Source organism: Denitrobacterium sp. (genome assembly GCF_056180635.1).
Window position 1 is genome coordinate 1 of the sequence record NZ_JAZZJS010000064.1, and the last position, 25413, is coordinate 25413.

General features: G+C 61.1%; 19 protein-coding genes and 1 pseudogene. 4 read left to right on the top strand and 16 right to left on the bottom strand.

The window, feature by feature from the left end; translation table 11 throughout:
- Together AC04P6_RS05505 and mnmA are read left to right on the top strand one after the other, a co-directional pair.
- Window positions 1–254, top strand: a pseudogene (locus AC04P6_RS05505) (cysteine desulfurase family protein); the annotation flags it as partial.
- The gene (mnmA, locus tag AC04P6_RS05510; protein ID WP_475565619.1) at window positions 251–1330 is read left to right on the top strand and encodes a tRNA 2-thiouridine(34) synthase MnmA; all 1080 of its coding nucleotides are present in this window, start codon (window positions 251–253) and stop codon (window positions 1328–1330) included. The pseudogene AC04P6_RS05505 and the gene mnmA, both read left to right, overlap by 4 nt.
- A gap of 257 nt (window positions 1331–1587) precedes the next feature.
- On the opposite strand, the gene AC04P6_RS05515 is transcribed toward mnmA, so the two are convergent.
- Window positions 1588–3198, bottom strand: a complete 1611-nt coding sequence (locus tag AC04P6_RS05515; RefSeq protein ID WP_475565620.1) for an FAD-dependent oxidoreductase — start codon at window positions 3196–3198, stop codon at window positions 1588–1590.
- Window positions 3199–3525: 327 nt separating this feature from the next.
- Between AC04P6_RS05515 and AC04P6_RS05520 the strand changes: the two genes are divergently transcribed.
- Window positions 3526–4986 (top strand): helix-turn-helix transcriptional regulator, encoded by a 1461-nt coding sequence (locus AC04P6_RS05520; RefSeq protein WP_475565621.1) that lies wholly within the window; start codon window positions 3526–3528, stop codon window positions 4984–4986.
- 188 nt (window positions 4987–5174) lie between these two features.
- Here the strand turns inward: AC04P6_RS05520 and AC04P6_RS05525 are convergent, their stop codons facing one another.
- From AC04P6_RS05525 to AC04P6_RS05540, 4 genes are all read right to left on the bottom strand, one after another.
- Window positions 5175–5726: a glutathione peroxidase gene (locus tag AC04P6_RS05525; RefSeq protein WP_475565622.1), complete on the bottom strand. Its 552-nt coding sequence runs from the start codon at window positions 5724–5726 to the stop codon at window positions 5175–5177.
- A 193-nt stretch (window positions 5727–5919) separates the two neighbouring features.
- On the bottom strand, window positions 5920–7335 hold the full coding sequence (locus AC04P6_RS05530; protein ID WP_475565623.1) for a sodium-dependent transporter: 1416 nt from the start codon (window positions 7333–7335) through the stop codon (window positions 5920–5922).
- A gap of 108 nt (window positions 7336–7443) precedes the next feature.
- The gene (locus AC04P6_RS05535; protein ID WP_475565624.1) at window positions 7444–8820 is read right to left on the bottom strand and encodes an MFS transporter; all 1377 of its coding nucleotides are present in this window, start codon (window positions 8818–8820) and stop codon (window positions 7444–7446) included.
- A 137-nt stretch (window positions 8821–8957) separates the two neighbouring features.
- Window positions 8958–10547, bottom strand: coding sequence for a helix-turn-helix transcriptional regulator (locus AC04P6_RS05540; RefSeq protein WP_475565625.1), 1590 nt, complete (start codon window positions 10545–10547; stop codon window positions 8958–8960).
- A gap of 251 nt (window positions 10548–10798) precedes the next feature.
- Here AC04P6_RS05540 and AC04P6_RS05545 point away from each other — a divergent pair, with 251 nt between their 5' ends.
- On the top strand, window positions 10799–12445 hold the full coding sequence (locus AC04P6_RS05545) for an FAD-binding protein (RefSeq protein WP_475565626.1): 1647 nt from the start codon (window positions 10799–10801) through the stop codon (window positions 12443–12445).
- A 184-nt stretch (window positions 12446–12629) separates the two neighbouring features.
- Here the strand turns inward: AC04P6_RS05545 and AC04P6_RS05550 are convergent, their stop codons facing one another.
- The 11 genes from AC04P6_RS05550 to AC04P6_RS05600 all read right to left on the bottom strand — a co-directional run.
- A complete protein-coding gene (locus AC04P6_RS05550; protein ID WP_475565627.1) occupies window positions 12630–13868 on the bottom strand; it encodes a glycosyltransferase family 4 protein in 1239 nt (412 codons plus the stop codon).
- Window positions 13869–14037: 169 nt separating this feature from the next.
- On the bottom strand, window positions 14038–15108 hold the full coding sequence (locus AC04P6_RS05555) for a hypothetical protein (protein ID WP_475565628.1): 1071 nt from the start codon (window positions 15106–15108) through the stop codon (window positions 14038–14040).
- A 158-nt stretch (window positions 15109–15266) separates the two neighbouring features.
- Complete coding sequence (locus AC04P6_RS05560) at window positions 15267–16556, bottom strand: homoserine dehydrogenase (protein WP_475565629.1); 1290 nt, start codon at window positions 16554–16556, stop codon at window positions 15267–15269.
- Window positions 16557–16589: 33 nt separating this feature from the next.
- Window positions 16590–17948, bottom strand: coding sequence for a diaminopimelate decarboxylase (gene lysA / locus AC04P6_RS05565; RefSeq protein WP_475565630.1), 1359 nt, complete (start codon window positions 17946–17948; stop codon window positions 16590–16592).
- A 194-nt stretch (window positions 17949–18142) separates the two neighbouring features.
- Window positions 18143–19789: an LCP family protein gene (locus AC04P6_RS05570; RefSeq protein WP_475565631.1), complete on the bottom strand. Its 1647-nt coding sequence runs from the start codon at window positions 19787–19789 to the stop codon at window positions 18143–18145.
- 107 nt (window positions 19790–19896) lie between these two features.
- Complete coding sequence (locus AC04P6_RS05575) at window positions 19897–20346, bottom strand: 23S rRNA (pseudouridine(1915)-N(3))-methyltransferase RlmH (protein ID WP_475565632.1); 450 nt, start codon at window positions 20344–20346, stop codon at window positions 19897–19899.
- A gap of 72 nt (window positions 20347–20418) precedes the next feature.
- Entirely contained in the window at window positions 20419–20811 is a 393-nt protein-coding gene (locus AC04P6_RS05580) for a molybdenum cofactor biosynthesis protein MoaE (RefSeq protein WP_475565633.1), read from the bottom strand.
- A 43-nt stretch (window positions 20812–20854) separates the two neighbouring features.
- Window positions 20855–22279: a Sapep family Mn(2+)-dependent dipeptidase gene (locus AC04P6_RS05585; protein ID WP_475565634.1), complete on the bottom strand. Its 1425-nt coding sequence runs from the start codon at window positions 22277–22279 to the stop codon at window positions 20855–20857.
- Between the two features lie 147 nt (window positions 22280–22426).
- Complete coding sequence (locus AC04P6_RS05590) at window positions 22427–23545, bottom strand: aminotransferase (RefSeq protein WP_475565635.1); 1119 nt, start codon at window positions 23543–23545, stop codon at window positions 22427–22429.
- A gap of 80 nt (window positions 23546–23625) precedes the next feature.
- A complete protein-coding gene (locus tag AC04P6_RS05595; protein ID WP_475565636.1) occupies window positions 23626–25077 on the bottom strand; it encodes a basic amino acid/polyamine antiporter in 1452 nt (483 codons plus the stop codon).
- A gap of 170 nt (window positions 25078–25247) precedes the next feature.
- On the bottom strand, window positions 25248–25413 hold a 166-nt coding region (locus AC04P6_RS05600; RefSeq protein ID WP_475565637.1), incomplete at its 5' end, for an arginine deiminase family protein.

Below are 25413 nucleotides of genomic sequence, written 5' to 3' on the forward strand. Positions count from 1 at the left end.
TCCCCGGCATCGACGCCGAGCGCATCGTGTTCCTGCTCGAGGAGAAGAACGTCCTCGTGGGCACGGGCGCCGCATGCGCCGCCAACAAGGACACGCGCAGTCACGTGCTCGAAGCCATCGGCCTCGAGCCAACCCTGGCCGACGGAAGCTTGCGCCTCACGCTGGGCCACCTGTCCTCGCGCGAGAATACCGTAGTTGCCGCCCAGCTTATCTCCGCAGCACTGCACAGCGAGTACGAGAGGATGGCGCGATGAGCAAGCCCAAGGTCCTCGTGGGCATGAGCGGTGGCGTGGATTCCAGCGTTTCCGCAGCTCTGCTTATAGAAGCCGGCTACGACGTAACCGGCGCGTACATGAAAAACTGGACGCTCGACATCCCCGGGGCGCGCTGCCCCTGGGCCGACGACCTGGCATACGCGAAGCGCACGGCGGTGCGCCTGGGCATCGACTTCCGCGTCTACGACTTCCAGGAAGCGTACAAGCATGACGTGGTGGATTACATGGTGGCCGAATACGCCGCGGGGCGCACGCCCAACCCCGACGTCATGTGCAACCAGGAAGTTAAGTTCGGCATGTTCCTGCAGGCCGCCGAAGAGGACGGGTTCGACCTCATCGCCACGGGCCACTACGCGCGCACCGAATGGAACGACGGGCAGCCCAACCAGGCGCCCGAGCAGCGTCATCTGCTTCGTGCAGCCGATACGCACAAAGATCAAACGTACTTCCTGTACCGCATGACGCAGCACGCGGTGAATCGCACGCTGTTCCCCCTGGGAAACCTCACGAAACCCCAGGTACGCGGGCTAGCAGCGGAACGCAACCTGCCCAGCGCCGACAAGCCCGACAGCCAGGGCATCTGCTTCGTGGGAGAAGCGAGCATCCGCCACTTCCTACGCATGTACGTGGAAACGAAACCCGGCGATATCGTGCACGCCGAAACGGGCAAGAAGCTCGGAGCGCATGAAGGAGCCATCTACTACACGCTTGGCCAGCGCAAGGGCCTGAACCTCAGCGGAGGCCCCTGGTACGTCGTCGGCAAAGACATGGATTCGAACACCGTGCTGGTCAGCGAAAGCAAGGAGTCGCTGGAACGCGGGGAGCGCACCGTGGAGCTCGACCGCACTTCGTGGATTGCCGGCATGGCGCCTGCCACCGGGCGATACCAAATTCGCACGCGGCACACCGGCGAGCTCGCCTGGGCCCAGCTAGCCAGCGCCGACGATTCGCGGGCCCTGCTTACCTTCGAGGAAGATCACGAGCGCATCGCCGCTGGCCAGTCCGTTGTTCTCTACGACGACGCTATCTGCCTAGGCGGAGGAATAGCCCGCTAATACCCAGCGAGAATCGGGTTGAAGCGAGCCCGTACCGCGAACCATCGACCAGGCGATTCGCTTCGTTCGTGCCCTGCCGCGGCCACAACACGCATGCAACGAAAAACGGGGCGACCGCAATGGTCGCCCCGTCCATATAATGTCGCCCGCGCGGGAGGGTAGTAAACGCAGGCGACAAGAAAAGATTTCCATAGGGAAGCGGGGCGTCGACGCGCTAGACGCGTAAGGGATGCGACGCCCCAGCCAGAGGATCCCGTTTACTTGTCAGCCAGAGCGCGGCCCACCACGTAGCCCTGCGTATGCGCACGGCCCAGGGAAAGACCGGGCACCGTCATGGGATAGTCGGGGCTGCCGAAGAAGTTGCCAGCGCAGTTGCCGATGGCGTACAGACCCTCGATGACCTTGCCATCCTTATCGAGAACCTGCATGTCGCCGTTCACGTTCACGCCATGGATGACCGTGGAAACGCCCACGTGACGATGGATGCCGTAGAACGGAGGCGTGGCAATCGGCGCAAGCCACTTGGCGGCCTTGCCCATGTCCTCGTCGACGCCCTTGGCTGCCAGCTCGTTGTAGCGCTCGACCGTCTTCACGAAGGTCTTCACGTCGGTCAGACCCAGCTTGTTGCCCAGCTCTTCGATGGTGTCGGCCTTGAACGTGTTGATGAGGTTCTCGTACACGCCCTTCTTCTCGCCGCTCTCTTCGGGCATGTAAGCCTTCATGCCCTCGGGATCGACCAGCTTGCCCGGCCACTCGGCGCAGGCGGTCATGTAGTCGCTATCGAACACCTGGGTGTACCAGCCGGCGTCTTCCTCGCTGGTGAGGAAGTTGCCCATGACGGCCATGCTCGAGCGCTGCTCGTTGCAGAAGCGGGTGCCGTCGTTCTTCACGCACAGGAACGGCATGTCGGCCATGGAACCCGGGCCGGCATCGAAGTCGTGAATGACCTTGGAGCCGTTCACGGATTCCATGCGGGCGCCTGCCCACACCATCATCTTCTGGCCGTCACCGGTCTTGTTCTGCTCCTTGCGGTACAGGTTGGCCATATCGGGATTGTAGTAGGCCATCATGTCGTCGTCGTTCTCGTAGTCACCCGTGGCAACTACAACGCCCTTGGAGGCGTTGAACTTCACGTACTTGCCGTTGGCCTTGGCAATAACGCCCGTGACCTTGCCGTTTTCAACGACCAGCTGCTGAGCCGGGGTCTCGTAGAAGATTTCCATGCCCTGCTCTTCGGCGTACTTGGCCACGTCGCGCATGCCGTTGCCCGTGTTGTAGGGCTTGGGGCCGAAGTCGAACGCGAAGTAGTTCACGTTGTAACCGTCGATGGTCTTGATGGCGCTCGTCCACTTGGCGGTGGTGTCCACCGTCTGGGCGCCAGCCTTCTGGGCGATGTCCCACAGCCACTTCAGGGCCTCGAAGGAGTTGTTGGCCCACAGCTCGGCCTGCTCGCGGCGCGTGCGATGGCAGCAGTCCTGCGTGGTCAGCGAGATGCATGCCTGCACGCCCGCCGGATCGCTATTGGCGATGTCGATGGAGTCGCAGGTGTTGCCCTGGCTGATAGCGGTCTTTTCCTTCTGCAGAAGAGCTACCTTGGCGCCCTTTTCGAAGGCGGAAAGTGCGCAGGGCACGCCAGCGGCGCCAGCGCCGATGACCACGATCTCGTAATCCTTGGTTTCCGCGATGTCGGTAATGGGGTCGGGAGAAGCGAAGAAGCTGGGCAGCCCGTCAGCCGTAGCGCCGGTGCTGGCGGCCTTCTCGCTCGCGCCCTTGGGCGAAGAGCATGCCGCAAGCGCGCTTGCGCCCGCCACGGAAGCCGCGGCCACGCCGCCGAACTTGAACAGATCGCGCCTCGTAATAGTACTCATATTGTTCCCTCCTGTAGATTGCCCCTACCCGGGGCCCCTCTTGACGGCGGCCCTCCCGCCGTCCGTTCCCCCAAGCGGTTCCCTCCCGCTTTTGGGAGTCGGCGGAGACGCTGGCTGCAGGCTGACGTCCCGCCGACACCTGCACCATAGGCCTTCACATATCCTCCATGCATCGACCAAACGCCCATTTTTCGGGGTTATTTCCCTAACCCCCTCATATAACCCCCTGGCGACCTGGGAAAACAGAGTGAGTGCGCAGTACATGCACCTCTGATAAAATGCGATGTGGGAGGAAGGATGCGCCGCGACAAGCGCATCGAAAAAAGAATGTCTGAAGAATGCGCTGCCGTAACCGGCACCGATGATTCGAGCAAAAAACGCACCTGGCGCGACAGATTGCCCGCCATACCCCTCGCGTTTCTGGGGCTTGGCATCTACCGCGCATGGATCGAAATCGTCTTCGTGGGGTCTTTCGTGCACTACCCCGCCGCCACGTTCACGTTACGTGACACGTTCGATTTCGCCACGAGCGGCATGCTTCTCGCATGCATGCTGCTAGCGAAGCGCATCGGGCCGCTATACCGCCGCAAGCCCGTATTCGTGGCCAGCGCGATCATGCTCACCCTTTCCACCTGTGGCATGTTCATCTCCATATGGGCACCCGAATACGCATCGCTTCTGGGCCTGCCCTGCGCGCTGCTGGGCGGCGTGGGCATCGGGTTCACCATCTTGCTGTGGAGCGAGCTCTACGGCTGCCTGAACCCCCTACGCGTGGCCATGTACTACTCCGCCTCCATCATCGTAGGCGCCCTGATCGTCTACATCTTCGAGGGCTTCCGCGCGCCCTGGCTGTTCGCGCTCACGCTGCTTCTGCCCCTATCCTCGCTGGCGCTCGCGCGCCGCGCGTTCGGGCAGCTGCCAAAGGCCGAGCTCCCTGGCGCCACCTGGGTGCGCTTTAGCGTGCCCTGGAAGGCCGTACTCATGATGGCGCTCTACGCATTCGCCTACGGCACGCTGGAGCAGCCCCTGTATTCAGGCTTCTTCGGGCCGCACTCCGCGCCTGGCACCGTTATCGTGGCGTGCGTGGTATTCGGCGGCGTGCTTATGCTGGGCGACAAGTTCGACTTCAACATCATCTACCGCATGGCCCTGCCCCTCATGATCGTGGCGCTGCTGGTTATCCCCTCTCTGGGCTTTTCGGGCGCAGTGGTTTCCAATCTGTGCATTTCGGGCGGCTATACCGCCATGTCCATCCTCATCATGCTCATCTGCAGCAATATCTGCTACCGCTACGGCGTATCGGCCGTATGGCTCTTCGGCATCGAACGCGGCGTGCGCATCCTGCTCATGTGCCTGGGGCGCATCCTCAGCTGGGCGGCAGCCACCTTCATGCTAGGCTCCTTCGACAGCACCTACGTAGTAGGAGCCCTCAGCATCTGCGCCGTGCTGGGCGGTACCCTCGTGTTCCTTTCCGAACGCGACCTTTCCAGCCGTTGGGGCGCCACGTTCCTCGATCAGACGGCAGCCACCCGCGAAATCGTGCAAAAGCAGGAAGTCGCCGACCGCTGCCACGCGCTCGCTTCGGAATACGGCCTCACCACGCGTGAGTCGGAAGTGCTTCTGTTGCTGGCGCAGCGCAAAACCGTGGGCATCATCGAGCGCGAGCTGTTCATCGCAAACGGAACCGCCAAGGCGCACATCAGGCACATCTATCAGAAGCTCGACATCCATTCGCGCGAAGAGCTGTTCGACAAGCTCGCCATCGACGGGCTACAGCCCCTCGAATAACGCCTCCGCATACGCAGGAACGTGCAAGCTGCCCAAGCGGCAGGCATGTACGCGGAGTGCGTATTGCTGGGAACAGGGAAAAGAAAATGCCGGCGGACCCCCGATAATGAGACCGCCGGCATTCTTGGATGATGACGCCTGCTCGTTAGATTGCCCCGGCGTCACGCACCCGTGGCCCGAAAGCGCCCCTACTGAGCGATGAGCTCAGCTACGGCAGATTCCAGCTTGGACATATCTGTCGTGGGCTCGAAACGACCGACCACGTTGCCTTCGCGGTCGACCAGGAATTTGGTGAAGTTCCACTTGATATCGGGGTTCTTCTTGTAGTCCTTGTCGATGGCCTTGAGCATCGCGCTCATGGCAAGCGCCTTCGGACCATGACCCAGACCCTCGAAGCCCTTCTGGCTCTTCAGGTACTCGAACAGCGGAAGCGCGTTCTCGCCGTTCACGTCGGACTTCTTCATCTGCGGGAACTGCGTGTTGTAGTTCAGGGTGCAGAACTCGTGAATCTCCTCGTCGGAGCCAGGGGTCTGGCCATTGAACTGGTTGCAGGGAACGTCGATGATTTCGAGGCCCTGCTCGTGGTACTTCTCGTACATCGCCTCGAGAGGCTCGTAGTGAGGGGTGAACCCGCAGCCCGTGGCGGTGTTGACAACGATCATCACGCGGCCCTTGTAGTCCGCGAGGTTGAGGTTGCCGCCATCGGCGGTGGGTACGCTGTAATCGTAAATACTGCTCATATCGACTCCAATCGATAACCGTTTTGCTCTATCCGATTGTACACAATTGAATTTAGCAATGCAAGCTTTCGGGGAGAAAATTTTCACGCCGGAAATATGCCCCAACACCTGCGCAAACAATTGCCCGGGAAAGAACGACGCGAAAAAAAGAGCCCCGAAGGGCTCTTGAGAAATGACGGTTTCCGATGACACGCTACCCCAGTAACGCAGTAATCTTCGGCACGTACCCCAGAATGAAAATGACGATCATAAGCGCAGGGATGCCCCACGTGCACCATAGGCGAAGCTGCGTCGGGAACTTGATGCCATCGCCAGCGTCGGCCTCCTCGATGAAGCGGTCCCAGCCCCAGCCCAGGCGCGTGCAGCAGAATACTGCGAACACGATGCCGCCCAGCGGCAGGATGTTATTCGACACGATGAAGTCCTCCACCGACTGAATATCGCCCAAACCCGGCACGACAACGCCCGAAAGCACGTTGAAGCCAAGCGCGCACGGAATGCTGAGCACGGCCAGCGCCAGGCCATTGCGAATAACGGCCTGCGTGCGGCTGATGCCCCAGCGGTCCATCGTCCAGGAAACGAGCGTCTCGAACACGGCGATAACCGTGGAAAGCGCAGCGAAGCCCATGAATACGAAGAACAGTGCGCCCCACACGTTACCCAAGGGCATGCTGCCGAACACGATGGGCAGCGTCACGAACACGAGCGAAGGCCCCGAATCGGGGCTAACGCCAAACGCGAAGCAGGCGGGGAAAATAATGAGGCCAGCCATGAAGGCGACCAGCGTATCGAGCCCCGTGGCGGAAAGCGCCTCGGTGGTGAGGCTGCGTTCCTTGCCGATGCGCGAACCGAAGATGGCCATGCCGCCCATGCCCACGGAAAGGCTGAAAAACGCCTGGCCCATAGCCGCATACAGAGCATCGCCGAACGTGGCAAGCTGCTCCTGCAGCGTATCGCCCGCGAACAGACGCGAGAAATCGGGCTGCAGGTAGAAGGCAATGCCGGCGTCGGCTCCAGGCAGCGTGACCGCGCGCACGCACAGCGCAAGCATGATGATGAACAGGGCGCCCATCATGAACTTCGAAACACGCTCCACGCCGTTGCGCAGGCCACCCATCGTGGCGGCAACGCCCACGCCCACGGAAAGGAGCATGAACAGAACGAGCTGAACGGGGTCGGCGATAAGCGCGTCGAACGACGCAGCGGCCGCTTCCACGCCCGCACCCGTGAATTCGCCCGAAGCCAGGCGCGGAATATAGGCGAGCATCCAGCCGCAGATAGTGGTGTAGAACATCAGCAGCAGCATGGAACCCACGTAGCCCCACCAGCTGAACCAACGGAAATTGCGCTTCGACGGCAAGATGTGGAACGCGCGGGCGGTACTGCTCTGGCTTGCGCGGCCCACGGCGAATTCCATCACCATCACGGGCAGACCCAGGATGACGAGGAAGAGCACGTAAAGCAGAATGAACGCGCCGCCACCGTACTCACCGGCGATATAGGGGAAGCGCCAGACATTGCCCAAGCCGATGGCGCAACCTGCCGCCACGAGAATAAATCCAAGACGAGAGGCGAAATGCTCGCGTCCTTCCGCCGGATTGTGATCCATATCAATCCCCTATCAGGTACATGCAACAACCCGCACATGATACCAGACGGAAAGCGCCCGCCGAAAGGCGGGCGCCGTTTAACGCAGAGCAACAGGAAGGGCGAAGCGCTACTTCTTGGAAGGCGACGTGTAGAGGAGCATCACAAGCACGGACAAGACGCACAACGCGACGATAGCCGCCAGCTGGCCCTGGTACCCAATGCCGCCCACGCCGGTAACCGCCAAGCTGATGAGCAGCGCGGGGGCAACCGTCGTTCCCACCTGGCGAATAAGCGCGATGGTGGCGATAGCGGAGCTGGAATCCTCGGCCGAGGTGTTCTCGAGGATCATGTAGTTGAGCGGCGTGCCCATGGCGAAGCCCATGCCCAGGCCTACCACAGCCAGACCCAGCACCAGGCCCACGACGGAGGGATTGGGCGCGACTACGAAGGCGAGCAGCGCAAAGCCAATCGCCGTGACGCCCAGGCCGCCGATAAGCACCGGCTTCGCGCCACGCTTGTCGATGATCTTGCCGCCCATCGGCGGGCCCACGACGGCGAAGATGCCCATGATGGCCATGTAGAAGCCACCCGAACCCAGCGGCAGGTCGAGCGCCGCCTCGGCGAACTCGGGAATAAGCACCATGCTGATGATGACGCACCCCACCAGGAACGATACGACCATGGTAATCACGATGCGCGCGTTGTGCAGGTACTCCAAATGGAAGATGGGATCGCTCGCACGGCGCTCCCAGAAGCGGAACACGGGAACGATCACCACGAACAGCGCCAGGGGAATAAGCGTGCGAATGCTCGCGAAGCCAGCGTTCTCGATGGCGAACAAGCTATGCAGCAGCGCAAGAATCATCACGGTGAACAGCAGCGAACCAACCACATCGAGCTTGCCATGGCTTTCCACGGCGCGGTTGGGCAGCCACGCGCGAGAGCCCAGCATCAGAAGCAAGCCCACGGGAACGGCGATGAAGAACGCCCAACACCAGTTTTCGGCACCCGCGATGGACACGATGCCACTGCCCACGGCAGCGCCAACAACGTTGGAAATGCCAGCTGTCGCGGCAGCCATGCCCAGCCACATGCCACGCTTGCCTTCGGGGGCGGAGGCGCCCATTTCGGCCGTGGCAACGGGAATAATGCCACCAGCACCTATTGCCTGAATCACGCGACCCACGATGAGCAGGGGGAATCCGCCCGCGAATTGCACCAGGCCGCACAGAAGCGAACCGAATGCGAAGATGCCCATGCACCAGGTGAAAATGCGCTTGCGCCCATAGCGATCGGCAAGCTTGCCAGTAGTGGGAATCGTTGAGGCGTAGAACAGCGTGTAAACGTTCACCATCCAGATGCCCAGGGAATTATCGATTTCCAAATCGGCCTGAATGACCGTTCTAAGCGGGGCGATGAGCCCCACGTACAGGCCGCCCAGCAGCAGGCCCAGAAGATAGACGGCGGCGATGCGTCCGAAGCCTTGGTTTTCCTTTGCACTCATGATGCTCCATCCCTCATACGTCATGCACGCCGAGTATATGATTCGGGGCGAGGTCGACCGCTTCGTGCGATTCGCGCGCACATCATTCCCAAGGAAAAATACCGCAGAAGGCGTACTGCAAATGGAGTGCGGGCTCGCTACGCTTCGTCACTCATGCCCAGCAGGTCGAACAGCTCGGCGCGGCTGTGAATGCCCATCTTGCGATAGATATGCTTCACGTGCGTCTTCACCGTGTCCTTCGAAACCACCAGGTCGGTTTGAATCTGCCCCACGGTGCGACGGCGCGCGAGGAGCTGCAATACCTCCCGCTCACGTGGGGAAAGACCGAACTGCCCCGCAAGCTCGTCGCAACGGAGCGCACGGTCTTCGCGACGCATGCGCGCAAGGTCGGCCTGCGAGGCCCCTTCCGCGCGAAACGACACGCCCCATCGGCTCGAGAAGTCTTTCTCACTCGTGAACAGCAGCGTTCCGATAACCACCAGAGCTACGGTGACGACGCCGATGATGAGCGCGTTCGTATCGGGGTCGCCCACAAACATCAGGCCATGCGCAGTGCAGCGGCCACCCATCGAGAAGAGAGCGCGAACGCCGCGCTCGATGCCGAACAGCCACACGGCGCTCATGCCGTAGCGGTACGACATATTCGCCAGGATAAGCATGATGAGCACGGAAAACGCGGTGTAGCTAGCCGTGGCGCAGAAGTCGGAGACGACCTCGTTCAGCGTACCGAACGCAGGAAGCACCAGAAACGCGCCCATCATGAGAGGAAGCGCCACGCGGTAGAAATACGAGAAATCGAACGTGCTGCCGCGCAGGTAGATCCACAAGAACAAGAGCACGCCCACCACGAGCGCGCCCGGCGACGAATGAGGACCGATGCCCATGCCGTACTGGCTGAGTTCGCGCAAGCCGTAGGCAAAGGCATACACGGCCATGATGAGAACGGGCTTCCAGGGAAAGCTAAAGCGCGCGGTGGACGCATGGGGACGCTCGGCTGGCGGCAAACCGATGAAGCCCAGAGCCACGAAGGCGAGCGACCCAAGAGGCAGGAGCATCGCCATGCCGAACTGCCAAGGAAGAAGCAGGCCACGACACAGATAGAGCACGCATGCCGCCGCAATGATGGACGCGGAATAATACAGTCCCACGCGATAGGGCGAAAGGGATGCGTACAGCTCCGACCAGAGCAGGATGATGCCCGCGGTGCCCACACCGCCCACGGCAACCGACACGATGCCGCACGCGAACGAAGCGTAGCCCAACAGTCCGGCAAACATGCCCACCGTACCCACGAGCATGCATATCGCTACAACAGCGTAGAAAATCCTGCTGCGAAAAAGAGGCTCGATGCGGCGATGCAGCGCAGCGCACAGGAACAGCGTCGTGACCATCGCAATATCGTAGTAGTTATGAATGGCCGAACCATCGTACGGGAAGGGTATGAACGAGCCTACGTACACGAGCTCAATCCACGCGCGGTACAGCGCGAGGCCCAAAAATGCCAGCGGCACATAGGGCATCTTGTCGACGACCCACGCCAGCGGAAGGCGCTTCGCTCCCGAAACGCCATCTTCATATGCGAACGACGCGAAGTTCGCCTCGGTTAGGGCAATGGGGCTATCGAGCGCACCACCCTCACTATTGGCGTCTTTTTCGCGGCGCTTTTTCCCTGCGGGCGCGCTGGCTCCCTCGCCCTTGCGCCCCTTCTTCTCGTCGGATGACGGCACGTTCCCTCCAAACCGTTTCTCGCATAGGGGTATTATACGCAATCCACACCTCACACCCTACTAGTGCACATTTGCGTTTCCCCAGATGAGCCTAGGGTGAGTACGTGAGGGTGATAGCAATCCCCCAACCAATTCGCAAACAGGCGAAGAAATACACGCACCCCGCACTCTACAGTGTGCCCCAGCAAGACGCCGCCCCCGCAGACGAGGTGGGACGGCACGACAAATCACATCACTGGAGGGATGAAACCATGGGACAGTCTTTTAGCAGGCGCGACCTGTTCAAGCTCGGCGGCGTTGCAGCCGCAAGCGTCGCAGGCGCCGCAGCCCTGTCGGGTTGCGGTTCGAAGAGCGCCGAGGCGAAGGGGTACGGCGGCTCCACCACCGAGGGCATCACCACCGAAGCGGGTCACTTCCGCGATGGCCTGCCCGGCTTCCTAGCCAACAAGCCCGAGCCCATAACCAACATCGCCGAAGAGCGAGACTACGATGTCGTGGTCATCGGCGCGGGCAGCCCCGGCGTCCCCTGCGCGCTTTCCGCGCTTGAAAACGGCGCGAGCGTAGCGTTGCTGCAGAAGGAAGCGGAAGCCTCTGCCCATGGCAATTCCGGCTCGGGCATCGACTTGCAGAACAGCGACCCTGCCCACGTTGCTCACCTGGTAGGCCAGCTCATGACCGACAGCCAGCACCGCCCCAACCGCGCGCTCATCGAAATGTGGGCCCAGAACAGCGGCGAAGCCGTGAAGTGGGTCATCGAGAAAGCAGCTGCGGGAGGCGCTCAGGTCATCGACCAGGGCAACGTGCAGCACATGCCCCTCATCAAGAAATTCGGCTACAACATGTCGTTCGTCACGTCGTTCTTCGGCCCCAAGCCCTACTGCACGGGCGACGGCATGAAGGCCATGTGCAAGCAGGCCGAAAGCGAAGGCGTCGAAATCTTCTACAGCACGCCAGCCAAGCAGCTCGTGCAGGACAAAGACGGCCGCGTAACGGGCGTCATCGCGCTCACCCCCGAACACACCTACGTGAAGCTCAACGCACGCAAGGGCGTGGTAATCGCCAGCGGCGACTACCAAAATGACGAGGAAATGCTGAAGTACTACCTCCCCGACCTGCAGCATCTCGACCAGAAGCAGCACGGTCGCACGGGCGACGGCCACAAGATGGTCGTCTGGGCCGGCGGCTGCATCGAGGAGATCGGCCACACCAAGATGCTCCACGACTTCGATGCAGGCCCCGCCTCGATGTGCGACATGCCCTTCCTGCGCATGAAGATGGATGGCGAGCGCTTCTGCCGCGAAGACACCGAGATGTCGCTCATGAACTGCTACCTTCGCAGCGAAAAGGACCGCGGCAACTACATCGAGGTCTTCGACTCCGCATACATGGAAAAGGCCGCGAACTTCCCAGGCAAGCTCGTCGACCCCGAGGCGCTGCGCGTCTACATGCCCGAAGAGGACGTTGAGCGCAAGGCGGTCATCCCCACGATGATCGGCACCTACAAAGCCGACACGCTGGACGAGCTGGCCGAGAAACTGGGCGTCACCGACGTTTCCAACTTCAAAAAGACCATCGCCCGTTTCAACGAGCTGTGCGCAAACGGAGCCGACGTGGACTTCGGCCTGAAGCCTGACTACCTGAAGACCATCGACACCCCGCCCTACTACGGCATTCATCGCCACGTGCGCATGAGCGCCCTGTGCTCCGGCGTGAAGGTGAACGACGACCTGCAGTGCGTTACGCCCGAAGGCGAGGCCATTCCCGGCCTGTACGCCATTGGCAACGTAGCGGGCGGTTTCTATGGCGGCATCGACTACCCGCTCACCGTGTTTGGCCTGAATCTGGGCCACAACTACACCCAGGGTTACGTGCTGGGCAAGCGCCTGGGCGCCATGTAACCAATCCCGGTCGCGTACGCCCCACGCGACGCGTCTTACGCGATTCCGCGCTGCGCACGGATCCCCTCCCCGTGCGCAGCAGGTTCCAAGAAGCGAACCCGCATTGGCCTGCAGCCCGATGCGGGTTCTTCCCATTTCGGGCATGAAAAACGCCACCCGTAGGCGGCGCAGCAAGCAGGGGGTGCTATTCGGAAAGCAGATTGTCGACGAGCTTGACGATACGCTGGTAGGCAACCGGACGATCGAACTGCTCTTCGGCAATGCGGCGAGCAGCAGCGCCCATGCGAGCACGCACCTGGGGACGTTCCTGCAGTTCAAGAATGGCGGCAGCCAGGGCATCGGGGTCTTCCGAAGCAATGTTCACGCCAAAGCCATCGTTGGTGACCTTGCGGGTAAACTCCTCGTTCGCCAGCGTATTGATCATGGGCTTGCCCGCAGCCAGATAATCGCCAATCTTCGAAACGATGCTCTGCGGGGCCTTCTTCACGAAGGAGTTCACCAGCACGTCGGAGGCCTGCAGGTACGCAGCCATCTCCTCGTGGGGACGATACCCCAAAAACGTGCAGTTGCAGCCAAGTTGCGCGGCAAGTTGGCGCAGTTCGGGGGCAAGCGGGCCGTCGCCCAGAATGACCATGCGCACGTCGGTATGCCCGCAGCGCTTCAAATGGTCGGCAGCAAGCACCATGGTGCGAATGTCGTAGCTGGTGCCAATGGTGCCCGCATAGGTAACCCAGAATTCGTCTTCGGGCTTATGTACCAAGGACTCATGTGCGGCAGCCTCGGCATCGAAGGCGGAAACGTCGTTGCCCACATACACAGTGATATGCGGAATGACGTGATTCATATACTTGCTGGGGCGCAGCGCATATTCTTCCGAAGTGCCAATGGCGGCGGTAGTGCGCGCGTAGACTGCTTCGGCATCGCGCTTGAATCCGCGGAACAAAAGCGAGCTAAGCACGGGCACGTCGAACACCATGCGCATGGCTTCGGGCCACAGGTCGTTCACGTCAACCACGAAGGGAATGCCCGCTTCCTCGGCATATTTGGCGCACGTAAGCGCCATATCGTTCGGCGGAACCTTGGCGAGCACCAGGCTGTAGCCGGGATGCGCCTTGAAATACGCCTTCAGGCGCCGCGAGACGAGCGTATGGTTGTACACGCGCGCAGGCGTGATGTTCTTGCCATAGCTGGGAGCGTCGATGAACACGACGTTGAAAGCATAGCCGCGATACATAGGGTTCGAGGTATCGCGCTGGGCCTTATCCCAGTGCTGGAAGGAGCTGGTGATAAGGTCGACGGAATAGCCCGCCTTCGCCAGCGTGTCGGCGATGAACGCCGTGCGATCGAGGCCTTGCGTTTCGCCGGGCAGACGCACGTCCATGGTGACCAGGGCAATCTTGCGATTAGCGCGTTCCGCGGCCATGCACGTCTCCCTTCGGCATCTCGATACAACAGTGTACCGATTCTAACATGCCTCCCGATAGGGGCCGCGTTACGCGTGCGTTACGGCACAAAGGCAACAACTCGCGCAAAGAAAAACGCCGCCCGACGAATCGAGCGGCGTTCGTTGCGTCGAACTATGTTCGGCCGAATTACTGAACGTCCATTCCGCCGTAGATAACGTCGGAGATGTCGCTCGCGGTGAGGGAGGGATAGGAAACTTCCCAGCCACCGGAGTAGTTGTCGACATCGATGGTGAGGGACTTGCTCACCATGGGCGTGGAGGCCATGGCATCCTTCATGAGGCTGCCGATGAGCGCATATGCATCGCTCGCGCTGGAAATCGTGGAGGAATCGACGCTATCGACGGAATTCCCGAACGTGGTCATGAAGGAATTGAAATCGCGCACCGTGATGGTGACGGAGACTTCGCCCGAGCCGTTATTGAGGCTTGCGCTCGTGGCGGTACCGGAAAGGTCGCCCAGCATCCACTGCGCGAACTCCGTCGAGTCGACGCCAATCGCGGACAGTTCGAAGCCCGTGGTTTCGGCGAACGAGCTATCGATTTCGGACGCAATCGAGCTGATTTCGCTGGTGGAGTACGTAAGGTTCTCGTCGAGGTAATCCTGAACAGCCGTAATGGCCTCGGTCTCGTCGGAGGACGAGGAGGAGATGGACGGCACGGGGTTTACCGTGTTCAGGCTGCTGCTAGTGCCAGAATACTGATCGATGAGGGCGAACAGCGTGGCAGCGAACACGATGGACAGGATGATGAAGACGACGGAAATCACCAGACCCACGATACCGCAGGTCTTGCCCGTCTTGGCGCGCTGCTCCTGCGTCTCGCGGTAAGCGCTGGAGCCCAGGGCGATGGCCACGATACCCAGGATAAGGCCCACGAAGGAGATCAGGAACGCGAAGACGATGGACAGGATGCCGCACACGAACGCAGCGGTAACCTTGCCGTTGGTACCCGTAGATGCGGGAATGGTGCCGGGCTGCGTGTAGCCAGCCGGGGGCACGGCGCCCGTAACGGGCTGGGTGGGTGCAACAGCGGGCTCGGCCACGGGCTGAGCAGGCTGAACGGGCTGTGCGGGAGCCTGAGGCTGGGTTTCGGCAGCGTCGGCCGCCGGTGCTTCGACGGCACCCGTGAGGTCGCTTCCACACGAAGTGCAGTACTTCGTACCCTCCAGCTGAGAAGCGCCGCATTTCGGACAAATCATAGTAATACCCCTTTCGAGAGAAACGTCGTTCTCTCCCAATAGACAAACGTGTACATTTTACCATACAAAGAATCAGCAAGCTATTGGCCAGCGCATTCGCACAATGAAAAAGGGCGCTGCCGCATGGCAACGCCCTTTCGAATGCATGTGACGCGCGCTTACTTCTGCACGCGGATAACCGTGGGCTCCTGTCCCTCCACCAGCACGCCGTCGAGCGCGCGGATGTCCTCGATGGCCGCGCGGATGTCGCGCTCCTGCGCCGTGTGCGTGATGTACACCAGGTCGACACCAGAAACGCTCTCGTTGCTGCCGCGCTGGATGACCGAGTACACGCTCACGTCGTGATCGGAGAACACGCGCGCCGTGGATGCGAGAACGCCGCGACGGTCTTCCACCACGAAGCGGATGTAATAGCGCGTGGTGAGGTCTTCCATGGGGACGAGCGGAAGCGCATCGTTGCCGGGAATAACCTGGTTGGTACAACCCTGCTGCACGTGGCGGGCCACTTCCAGCACATCGCCCATAACGGCACTGGCGGCAGCACCGGCGCCGGCGCCTTCGCCAAAGAACATCGTCTCGCCAACAGCGTCGCCCACCACGTAAATGGCATTGAACACGCCATTAACCGTAGCCAGCGGATGGGAAAGGGGTACCATCGTGGGGTGCACGCGCACGTCGATGCCGGCGTCGGTACGGTTGCCAATTGCCAGCAGCTTCACGCAGTAGCCCATCTCCTTGGCAGCGGCCAAGTCGGTGGGCATGATGTTGCGGATGCCCTCGGTGTATACGTCGTCTCTGCCAACAGGGGTGTTGAAGGCAATCGTGGAAAGGATGGCGATCTTCGCCGCGGCATCGAAGCCATCGACGTCAGCCGTGGGATCGGCTTCGGCGAAGCCCTTTTCCTGCGCTTCGGCCAGGGCGTCGTCGTACGTTGCGCCCGTCTCGCTCATGCGCGTGAGCATGTAGTTCGTCGTGCCGTTCACGATGCCCAGAACGCTGGAAATGCCATTCGCATGCAGGCCATGCGACAGCGGTCCGATGATGGGGATGCCACCGCCCACGCTTGCCTCGTAGGCAACTTCCAGGCCCTTTTCGCGTGCGAGGGAAAGGATTTCCTCGCCATGCGTGGCCATGAGCGCCTTGTTGGCGGTAACCACGTTCTTGCCGGCGTTCAGCGCGCCGATAACCAGGTCGTACGCCGCGGTGGTGCCGCCGATGAGCTCGATGACGATGTCGACCTGCGGGTCGTTCACCACGTCGTTGAAATCGGTGGTGAAGATATCGCCCACGCCATGGGCTTCGGCAACCTGGGAATTGCGGGAGCAGACGCGCACCAGCTCGACGTCGATGCCGTTCAGGCGCTTGAAGTCGTTGCGATGGGCGGACAGGATATCAAGGCAACCGCCGCCGACCGTACCCGTGCCAACCAGTCCAAGTTTCACCGTCATGCCAATTCCTTTCCCGCAGTGTATCCGTCTATGTTAATCGATGTCGCACGCCAGAAGGTCGGCGTACGTTTCCCTGCGCGTTACCAGACGGGCCTCGCCGTCCTTCACGAACACCACGCCCGGACGGGGCTGGCCGTTGTAGTTGCTGCTCATGCTGCGGCAATACGCACCCGTGCCAAATACGGCAACGATATCGCCCAGTTCGGGAGCCTGCAGCGAGCCATCGAGCACCACGGCGTCGCCGCTTTCGCAATGCTTGCCGCACAACGTGACGATTTCGGTGCGAGGCTGGTCGGCCTTGTTGGCGATGGTCGCCTCGTAATCGGCGTGATACAGGGCGGTGCGCACGTTGTCGCTCATGCCACCGTCGATGGCCACGTACTTGCGAATGCCGGGCAGCGTTTTCAGGATGCCCACCGTGTAGAGCGTAACGCCCGCGGAAGCGGCAATGCTGCGGCCGGGCTCGGTGAGCACGCGCGGCTCCTTCACGCCGAACTTTGCGCACTGCTCGTGCAGCGCGTTAGCGGTGATCTGGGCGAACTCGCGAATGGTGGCAGGTGCGTCGGTTGCCATGTAGGCAATGCCCACGCCGCCGCCAACGTCGAGGTCGTCGATCTCGAAGCCGTAGCGCTCCTTGATGCGCGCGATGAGGCCGATGCCCACCGCGATGGCCTCGCCGAAGGGATGCAGCTTGAAGATCTGCGAGCCGATGTGCATATGCAGGCCACGCAGGTGAACGTTCTTGGCTTCCAACACGTCGCCCACGCAGTTGAAGGCGAAATCCTCGCGCATGGTGAAGCCGAACTTGCTGTCTTCCATACCCGTGCGAATGTACTCGTGCGTGTCGGCTTCGACGCCAGGGGTGATGCGCATGTAGACATCCTGCACCTTGCCCAAGCGACCGGCGATTTCGTTCACGCGGTCGAGCTCGATACGGCTGTCGAGCACGATGCAGCCAACGCCCGCAGAAATGGCCTCTTCCAGTTCCTGCGGCGTCTTGTTGTTGCCATGCACGAACACGCGCTCCATGGGGAAGCCCGCGGCCTGGGCAATGGCAAGCTCGCCGCCGCCGGAAACGTCGAGGTTAGCGCCTTCTTCGGAAACGAGACGCGCCATGGCTCGATTCAGAAACGCCTTGCTGGCGTAGATGACTTCGGAATTGGGGTAAAACTCGGCGAAGGCCTCGCGGTACTCGCGAATGCGGGAACGAAGATCTTCCTCGTCGTACACGTACAGGGCCGTACCCTGCTCGCGCGCCAGTTCCACCATGTCGACACCGCCAACGAACAGATGGCCGTCCTTCACGGTAGCGGTGCGTGGAAGCACCGAGCCCAGCTCAACGGTGGTACGGTTATCGGCTTTCGCGTCGGCCTTGGGTGCTGGCAGCGACATGTGAACCTCCCTTCCGCCCGCGCTCGCGCGCGTTCGAAGCATTTGTTTTGCCCAGCATTGTATCAAGCATGCAAGCGGATACGGGAAATCGGCACTTTACCACACGAAAGTGCCACGGGCGCTGTGCCCTTTTGGGCACGAAGAGGTTAACTCAGGGTGTTTCACCCAGCCAGCAAGGCGCGACTCGCCAGGTTCTAGGAAGTGGTGTTCATGTAGTTCGAGCCCACGATGACGAGGAAGTCGCCCGTGATGCTGTAGCTGCCATCGTTCGCCTGAGCGGAAGCGTTATGGCCGATGACCTGCGCAATGGCCTTCGCCTGCGCGGCGCGCGACGAGTCGTTGTACAAAACGACGGTGTTCTTGTAATCGAAGTTGTCGGCATTGCCCGTGCTGGAAACGGTATAGCCGGCGTTCGTGAGCGACGTGGCAACTTCCGAACCCAGGCCCGAATACCCCGAGCCATTGCGCACGACGATCTTGCCATCCTTAGACTCAGCCGCCGCGGCAGCTGCTTCCGCGGCGTTATCGCCCGCCGAAGAAAGCACCACGCCCGTCACGCTGTCGACCTCCGACGACTCGGTGGGCGAAAGCCCCTGGTCGACGCGGCTCATCATGGTCTTCCACTCGCTCTTGTTCACCTGCTCGATCCACAGGCCGTCGACGTACGCCGAGGTCGTGGGCATGGTCGCGCTGTAGATGTCGGTGGAGGAATCGAGCCCCTTCATGGCCTGGGCCAGACCCACGATGTCCGATACGGAAAGGTCGGTCTGAACGCATTCGGAAAGCGCCGTAACCGAGCTCGCTATGGTGGCGGGGTCGGAAGCGAGCAGCTTCTTCACGATGGCCGAAATGACGAGACGCTGGTTAGCGGCGCGGTACGTATCGCCGTTGCCGTAGTCGTCGTACGCATGACGGCTACGCGCGAGAATGAGGGCCTGCTCGCCGTTGAGCGTCTGCTCGCCGGCATCCAAATGGCCGCCAGCCATATCATCGTCGATTTCCATGGGCACGTCGACTTCGATGCCGCCAAGGGCATCCACGATTTCAACTACGCCATCCATGTCGACGAGGGCAAAATGCGAGATGTCGACATCGGCCAAATCGGAAATGGTGGTTACCGCCAGCTCGGCACCGCCGTACGCGTACGCGGCGTTGAGCTTATGCTCGCCGTACGATCCCATGCTCACGTACGAATCGCGTGGCATGGAAATGAGCGTGACCTTCTTGCTCACCGGGTCGATGCGCGCCAGGATGATGGTATCCGTGCGGTACGTGCCATCGGTCGTACTGTCGGTTTCACGTTGAATGGATTCGTCGGTGCCCAGAAGCACCATGTAGAACGGCTCTTTCGTGAGGTTCGTCTGAACGAGCACGCCGTTCAGATTGCCGTCGAGGCCCGAGGAGAGGTTCCCATTGATGACGCCGATGTAAATTGCCGCGGCGGCACCCACGCACGCGAGCAACGCGGCGAAGGCGATGGCAACGCGCGCGATGATGCGATTGCGACGATGCTTGGGGTTCACCTGGTCGGCGTAGCGCGTATTGCCGCGACGCGAATAGCGGGCATCGACGGAGCGAGGCGTTTCCTGCGCCTCGCGATGGCGCGCTGCACGCGCGCGAGAATGAGAACGCGCCGATTCTTCGGCGCGAGCGGAACGACGGGAATCGACTTCGGCCTGTGGCGCCGAAGCTGACATGCGCTCTTCCAGGCGAGCGCGGGCGGCGCGCTGGCGATACGAATCGGCGTTCTGCCGGCTGTAACCCTGCGCGTCGTGACGCATGGCGGCGCCATGGGCCGCATGCGAGGGGCGTGCTGAATGTCTGCTGCGTTTCTGCTCCATACCTCCATTGTGCTGACGAAGCATACGCCTTGCAAGTAAATTTTCGTTAAGAACAGAACTGCACGCAGCCCGAAACGACCCAATCCGCTACACCGCGAGGCTACCCACTACTTATGGTATGGCTCGTGGCGAATAATCTTATATGCGCGGTAGATTTGCTCGAGCAGCACGACGCGCGCGAGGTTGTGGGGCATGGTGATGGGCCCGAAACTCATGCGCTCGTTCGCCATCGCGCGCACCGATTCGCCCACGCCATCGCTTCCGCCAATGACGAAGACCACATGGGAATCGCCCTGCACTGCTAGGCCCTCGAGCTTGCTAGCCAAACCCTCGCTCGATGTTTCGCGACCGCGAATATCGAGCAGGATGACATGCGCGCCCTTCGCGGCCTGCAGGGCGGCAAGCTGCAACGGCTCTTCGCGCTCGCGCGTGCTATCGGGAATCTCGCGCACTTCCACCTGGGCATACGCCCCCAAGCGCTTCAGATATTCCGCGCAGGCGTCTTTCCAGAAACGCTCCTTCAACTTGCCCGTCGCGACGATCGTGACCTTTTGCATGCCGTTGCCTCCGTACCTCACAAGGAAACGCAGGCGCCCACGCAAGCGAGGCGCCCGTATCCCCGAAACGCGTTACTCGACGTACGCTTCCGCTTCCACGACCAGCTCGCTCTTGATGGTGCCCACCAGGAACGTGAGGGCGTCGATGACGCGAGGGCGAATATCGCCGCCGATGAGCACGTACATCAGCGAACCGCCCACGGGCACCGAGCCTTCCGCCAGCCACACGCGAGCATAGTAGATGCCCTCGCGCTCGAGCGTCTTCGCGATGGCCTCCTGCACGCCCTCGGCGTTATAGGAAAAGTCGACGCGCTCGACGGCAGGCAGGCCCTCTTCCCCACCGCGCACCTGCGCTTTGGGCGTGGCGCGCACGACGCCGTTATGGAACAGGTACATGCCGCACTGGCTGGCCTTAGGGTCTTTCTTGGCTTCAGCAAGCCATGCGTCGAGAGAAGGTTCGGACATAATCGTTCCTTTCATAGTCTGAAGAATTCTATGTATTCGGCTCTTAGGCGAGTTCCGGATATTCCGCAATCCAGTCTACCTGCATGAGGCGCTCGAGCGCCACCGCGTACACCTTGAATGCCTGCTGAAGAAGCGTCTCGGATACGCCCTCGTCAGCGCAGTGCATGCCGCCCACCCAATTGGGATACCGCGCCCCATGCACGCCCGCACCAAAGGCGATGGCATGCGTGAAATGGCCAGCATACGTGCGGCCGCCCACCGTGTAGGGCTCCTGCATATCACCCGAGACGTCGCGATACGCCGAAAGCAGGGTCTGCACGAGCTTGCCGTTCGGGTCCTGGAAAAAGAGCGGCACGACATCCTTCGTATGCCACGTCGCGCCGTGTTCGCGCGCAAGGGCTTCCAACGCGGCCACCACGTCGTCTTCGTTGGTAGAGCCCGGGAAGCGGATGTCCACCGTCTGGCGAAGCCTGCCATCGGCCATACGAGCCATGCCACCCACGCAAGTGAGCGGACCATACATCTCGTCAGCGCAGGCAAGGCCAACACCCGAACCATCGGTTGCGCCCAGCAGCGCATCAAGGAATTCGAACCAGGCGCGCTCGTCGCCCGTACAGGCTTCCGACGCGAGGACGACCTTGGCAAGCTCGTGAATCGCGTTCACGCCGCCTTCGGGGAACGCCGCATGCACCTGCACGCCGCGTGCAATCAGGCGCGTACCGCCTTCCATGGCTTCAACGGAAACGCGTTCGGTAGCCGTAAGGGCTTCGGGCGCCGCATTAAGCACCGCCGTCGCAGCACCAGCCACGGCGTTGTATGCAAGACCGCCCTCCAGCGAGCGGACGATGCCGCCGTCGAAGGGTTCGCTCTCGAAGTAGCCACTCACGTGGCCCTTCTCGCCGAAGCAGAGGGGAAACTCCTCATCGGGCGAAATCGTGACCAGAGGCTCTTCGTATCGTGCGAGATAGTAATCAAGATCGCGCATGCCCGTTTCCTCGTTTGCGCCCACCAAGAAGCGCAGGGTATAGGGAAACGCCATGCCCCGCTCGCGCAGGAACTTCGCCGCATGGAGCGCAACCACCAGCGGGCCCTTGTCGTCCGCCGTGCCGCGACCAATGAGAAAGTCGTCCTTGCGCGTGATGTCAAAGGGCGGGAAATGCCAGCCATCACCCTCGGGCACCACATCGCAATGGCAGATCACGCCAATCTGACGCTCGCTTGCACCTGGCATATCAGCCGTACCGATATACCCTTCCAGATTCTGGGTCTCGAATCCCAGACGCGAGGCAAGGGCCAATGCAGCCTTTAGGCCCTGCACAGATGCGGGGCCATACGGGGCGCCCTCGGCGGCGCCTTCAAGATTCTCCACGCTACGCACGCGCACGAGCGACGCGAGGTCTTCCACCATCTCGTCCCAATGTTCGCGCAGATAAGCGTCGAGTTCGTTCGATAGCTCTTCGGAAAGCATGCGTGCTCCTTTCACGATTCGCCATTATATCCCCTCCTGGGCACGCGAATCGCAAATCCGCAGGGCGCACGCGCGCGTAGCGCCCCAAGATGCAAAAAGCCGCCCCGCGAACGGGACGGCTTCCAGCTTCAAGCGCAATAGCGTGAACTAGTCGAACTTGCGCAGGTACGAACCCAGGCGCTTCAAGCCCTCGCGCAGCGTTTCCTCGGGGGCGCAATAGCCCAGACGCGCGCCGCGAGGGAGGTCGAACCTGCTGCCCGGCACGAGCAGGACGCCTTCGTCACGCAAAAGGTCGAGGCAGAACTTCTCGTCGTCCTCGGGAATATCGAGCCTGATGTAACTTACGGACACGCCCTTCGGCGGAATCCAGCTCACACGTGGCTCGGAGTCGATCCATTCCTGCGTGATGGCACGGTTGTTCCTAATGATGGCGAGATTGCGCTCGACGATGGCCTCGCGGTTGCGCAGCACGTACGTGGCCAGAGCGTCGTTGAACACGCCGCTGCAGATCATCGTGTAGTCGCGCAGGACGCGCATCCTATCAGCAAGTTCCTTGTTGCTCACCGTCCAGCCGCAACGGGCGGCGGGAACGCTGTAGTCCTTGCTCACGCTGTTGGTGCATACGCCCTTGTCATACAGGTCGACGATGCTCGTGCACGCTTCGGCGCCTTCAAGCGGGAAGAACACCTCGTCGCAGAGAATCCAGGCATCAACGCTGCGAGCGATTTCCACGATTTCCTCCATCACGTCGGTAGTGATGATGGCGCCCAGCGGATTGCTGGCATTGTTCAGGCAGATGAGCTTCGTGTCGGGGCGCACAAGAGCCTTCAGCTCGTCAAGACGCGGCTGCCAGCCATCTTCCTCGTGGATGTGCCAGTGCTCCACTTCCGCCCCCAACGCGGCGGGCAGGTCGTACAGCGGCTGGTACGTGGGATATTCGGCAATCACGTGGTCGCCCGGCTCGACCAGGGCCATGATGGCGTTCAGGTTCGCGCCCGTACCGCCATTCATCTGAAGCACGTTGTCGGGGTTCACGTTACGGTAGAGCTTCGCGACTTCCTCTTTGAAGTCAGCCGAACCTTCGATCCAACCGTAATTCATCTTCTTGCGGTTCAGCTGCTCGTAGAAGGTCTCGCCCTGCTTGCCGTCAAGCGCCAGGATTTCCTCCATGGTAAGGCTCGCGATGGTGGACTGAGCGATATCCCATGTAGCGTCGTGCTCCCAGATGTTCAGGTACTCTTCCACTCCGATGGTCTTGATACGCATAAACCCTCCTTACTAGAAAACGAAGAGGAGGCAACCCGCGCAAGCTGCCTCCTCCTTCGAACCCCCTATGTGCCTAGAATTTAGAACACGGGAATGAAGCCGATAGCGGTCAGCGGAATGCTGATGATACCGATGATGCCGATGATGACAGCACCAATCTTCTCGCCCTGCGTGAGGGAAGCGCCAGCTTCCTTGCGCGCCTTAGCGTAGAAGAAGAAGCCGGGGATGTAGCCCAGGCAGGCCAGCAGCAGGAACTGCCAACCGGCGAGCACCATGCACAGAACCTGGAAGGCAACGGCGATGGCACCAAAGATCATGTTCTTGGTGTCGCCCGTTTCCTTGCCCAGCTTCACCTGGTATGCAGCAGCCAGAGCCCAGGAAACCATGATGGTAACGGTGCACATGCTGATGGCGAAGGTGTAAGCGTCGGCAGCGGCGAACGCAACGATCAGGAAGACCTGCGTGCAGAGACCAACGATGATCAGAGCCATGGAAGGAGCGTTCTTCTTGTTCACCTTGTTCCAGGAAGCGGGAAGCAGGTGATCGTCGCTCATGCCCGAGGAAGTCTCGGCAGGGAGCATGGTGAAGGACAGCCAAGCGCCCAGAACGCTGATGATGATGGCGACGGAGATGAACGTGCCGCCCCAGCCGGGAGCCAGGTACTCGAACACGGAAATCATCGCGGGGCTCTCGGCGGCGATGAGCTCTTCGTAGGGCATAACGCCATAGGGAAGAACGGAAGCGCCAATGTAGAGAACCAGCAGAACGATGAGGCCGATGATGGTGGCCTTGCCCACATCGGACTTACGAGCAGCGCGCTTGGACATAACCGTAGCGCCCTCGATGCCGATGAATACCCACATCATGGCAATGATGCAGTTGATGATCTGGTCGGAGATGCCGCCCAGTTCCACTTCGCCCTCGCTGAGAGCCATAACGGCTACGTTGCGCTCGAACTCGCCCCAGAAGTCGGCGGAGAACACGCCGGCGTTGAAGGCGAAGAGGCAGAACAGGATGAAGAGCAGAATGGAGACGATCTTGACGATCATGACGATTGCGTTCAGGAATGCAGCGCTTTCAACGCCGTTGATTACCAGGAACGTAATGGCCCACAGGAAGATGGACACGATAACGATGCTGAGAATGCCAGCCGGATCGGTGAGGGTGGCATCGAAGGTCCCCGGGAAGAGGCTTCCCAGAACCTGCACCACCATCGTGGCGAAGCCGATGTTGCCCAGCCATGCGGACAGCCAGTAACCCCAGCCGGAAATGAAGCCGGCGAAGGGACCGAAGCCCTCGGTCGCGTACTGATAGAGACCTTCAACTTCGGGCTTCTTGGCGCCCAGGTTGGCCAGGGACAGAGCCAGGAACAGGAAGCCTGCGCCGGCAAAGACCCAGCCGATAAGAGCGCTGCCAGGAGCGGCTGCGCCGGCGAGCTGACCGGAAAGGGCGTAAACGCCAGAACCGATACAGGAGCTCACCACGAGACCGATGAGGCCAAAGAGGCCTACACCCTTAACTTTTTCTCCCATGAGAAATCCTCCTTTACTATGCAGACCCGCCTGGGTTCTGCCATTTTTCCGGTCCTGCGTCACGCAATAGAATCTGTTGCGTCACGCAGAATGCCCAGGCGGTTCAGGAGCCCCCTCCGCTTGCGCGCGCGAAGAGGGCGTCCTAACAAAATGATGGTGGCGGGAAACCCTTACAGGTCTTCGCGCCAGGCCGGCATGCTCATGCAGCGCGGGCCGCCACGGCCGCGAGAGAGCTCGCAGCTGGGGATGACGACCAGTTCGAGGCCGTTCTTGTACAGGAAGTCGTTGGTGACGTTGTTGCGCTGGTAGACGCAGATCTTGCCAGGCTCGATGCAC

Coding starts and splice junctions, on each gene's coding strand:
- AC04P6_RS05550 (WP_475565627.1), bottom strand. CDS start 13,868: ATGGCCGCGGAACGCGCTAATCGCAAGATTGCCCTGGTCACCATGGAC.
- AC04P6_RS05525 (WP_475565622.1), bottom strand. CDS start 5,726: ATGAGCAGTATTTACGATTACAGCGTACCCACCGCCGATGGCGGCAAC.
- AC04P6_RS05575 (WP_475565632.1), bottom strand. CDS start 20,346: ATGCAAAAGGTCACGATCGTCGCGACGGGCAAGTTGAAGGAGCGTTTC.
- AC04P6_RS05560 (WP_475565629.1), bottom strand. CDS start 16,556: ATGACGGTGAAACTTGGACTGGTTGGCACGGGTACGGTCGGCGGCGGT.
- AC04P6_RS05530 (WP_475565623.1), bottom strand. CDS start 7,335: ATGGATCACAATCCGGCGGAAGGACGCGAGCATTTCGCCTCTCGTCTT.
- AC04P6_RS05580 (WP_475565633.1), bottom strand. CDS start 20,811: ATGTCCGAACCTTCTCTCGACGCATGGCTTGCTGAAGCCAAGAAAGAC.
- AC04P6_RS05515 (WP_475565620.1), bottom strand. CDS start 3,198: ATGAGTACTATTACGAGGCGCGATCTGTTCAAGTTCGGCGGCGTGGCC.
- AC04P6_RS05590 (WP_475565635.1), bottom strand. CDS start 23,545: ATGCGTATCAAGACCATCGGAGTGGAAGAGTACCTGAACATCTGGGAG.
- AC04P6_RS05535 (WP_475565624.1), bottom strand. CDS start 8,820: ATGAGTGCAAAGGAAAACCAAGGCTTCGGACGCATCGCCGCCGTCTAT.
- AC04P6_RS05520 (WP_475565621.1), top strand. CDS start 3,526: ATGTCTGAAGAATGCGCTGCCGTAACCGGCACCGATGATTCGAGCAAA.
- AC04P6_RS05595 (WP_475565636.1), bottom strand. CDS start 25,077: ATGGGAGAAAAAGTTAAGGGTGTAGGCCTCTTTGGCCTCATCGGTCTC.
- AC04P6_RS05585 (WP_475565634.1), bottom strand. CDS start 22,279: ATGCTTTCCGAAGAGCTATCGAACGAACTCGACGCTTATCTGCGCGAA.
- AC04P6_RS05555 (WP_475565628.1), bottom strand. CDS start 15,108: ATGATTTGTCCGAAATGCGGCGCTTCTCAGCTGGAGGGTACGAAGTAC.
- AC04P6_RS05545 (WP_475565626.1), top strand. CDS start 10,799: ATGGGACAGTCTTTTAGCAGGCGCGACCTGTTCAAGCTCGGCGGCGTT.
- AC04P6_RS05570 (WP_475565631.1), bottom strand. CDS start 19,789: ATGGAGCAGAAACGCAGCAGACATTCAGCACGCCCCTCGCATGCGGCC.
- mnmA (WP_475565619.1), top strand. CDS start 251: ATGAGCAAGCCCAAGGTCCTCGTGGGCATGAGCGGTGGCGTGGATTCC.
- lysA (WP_475565630.1), bottom strand. CDS start 17,948: ATGTCGCTGCCAGCACCCAAGGCCGACGCGAAAGCCGATAACCGTACC.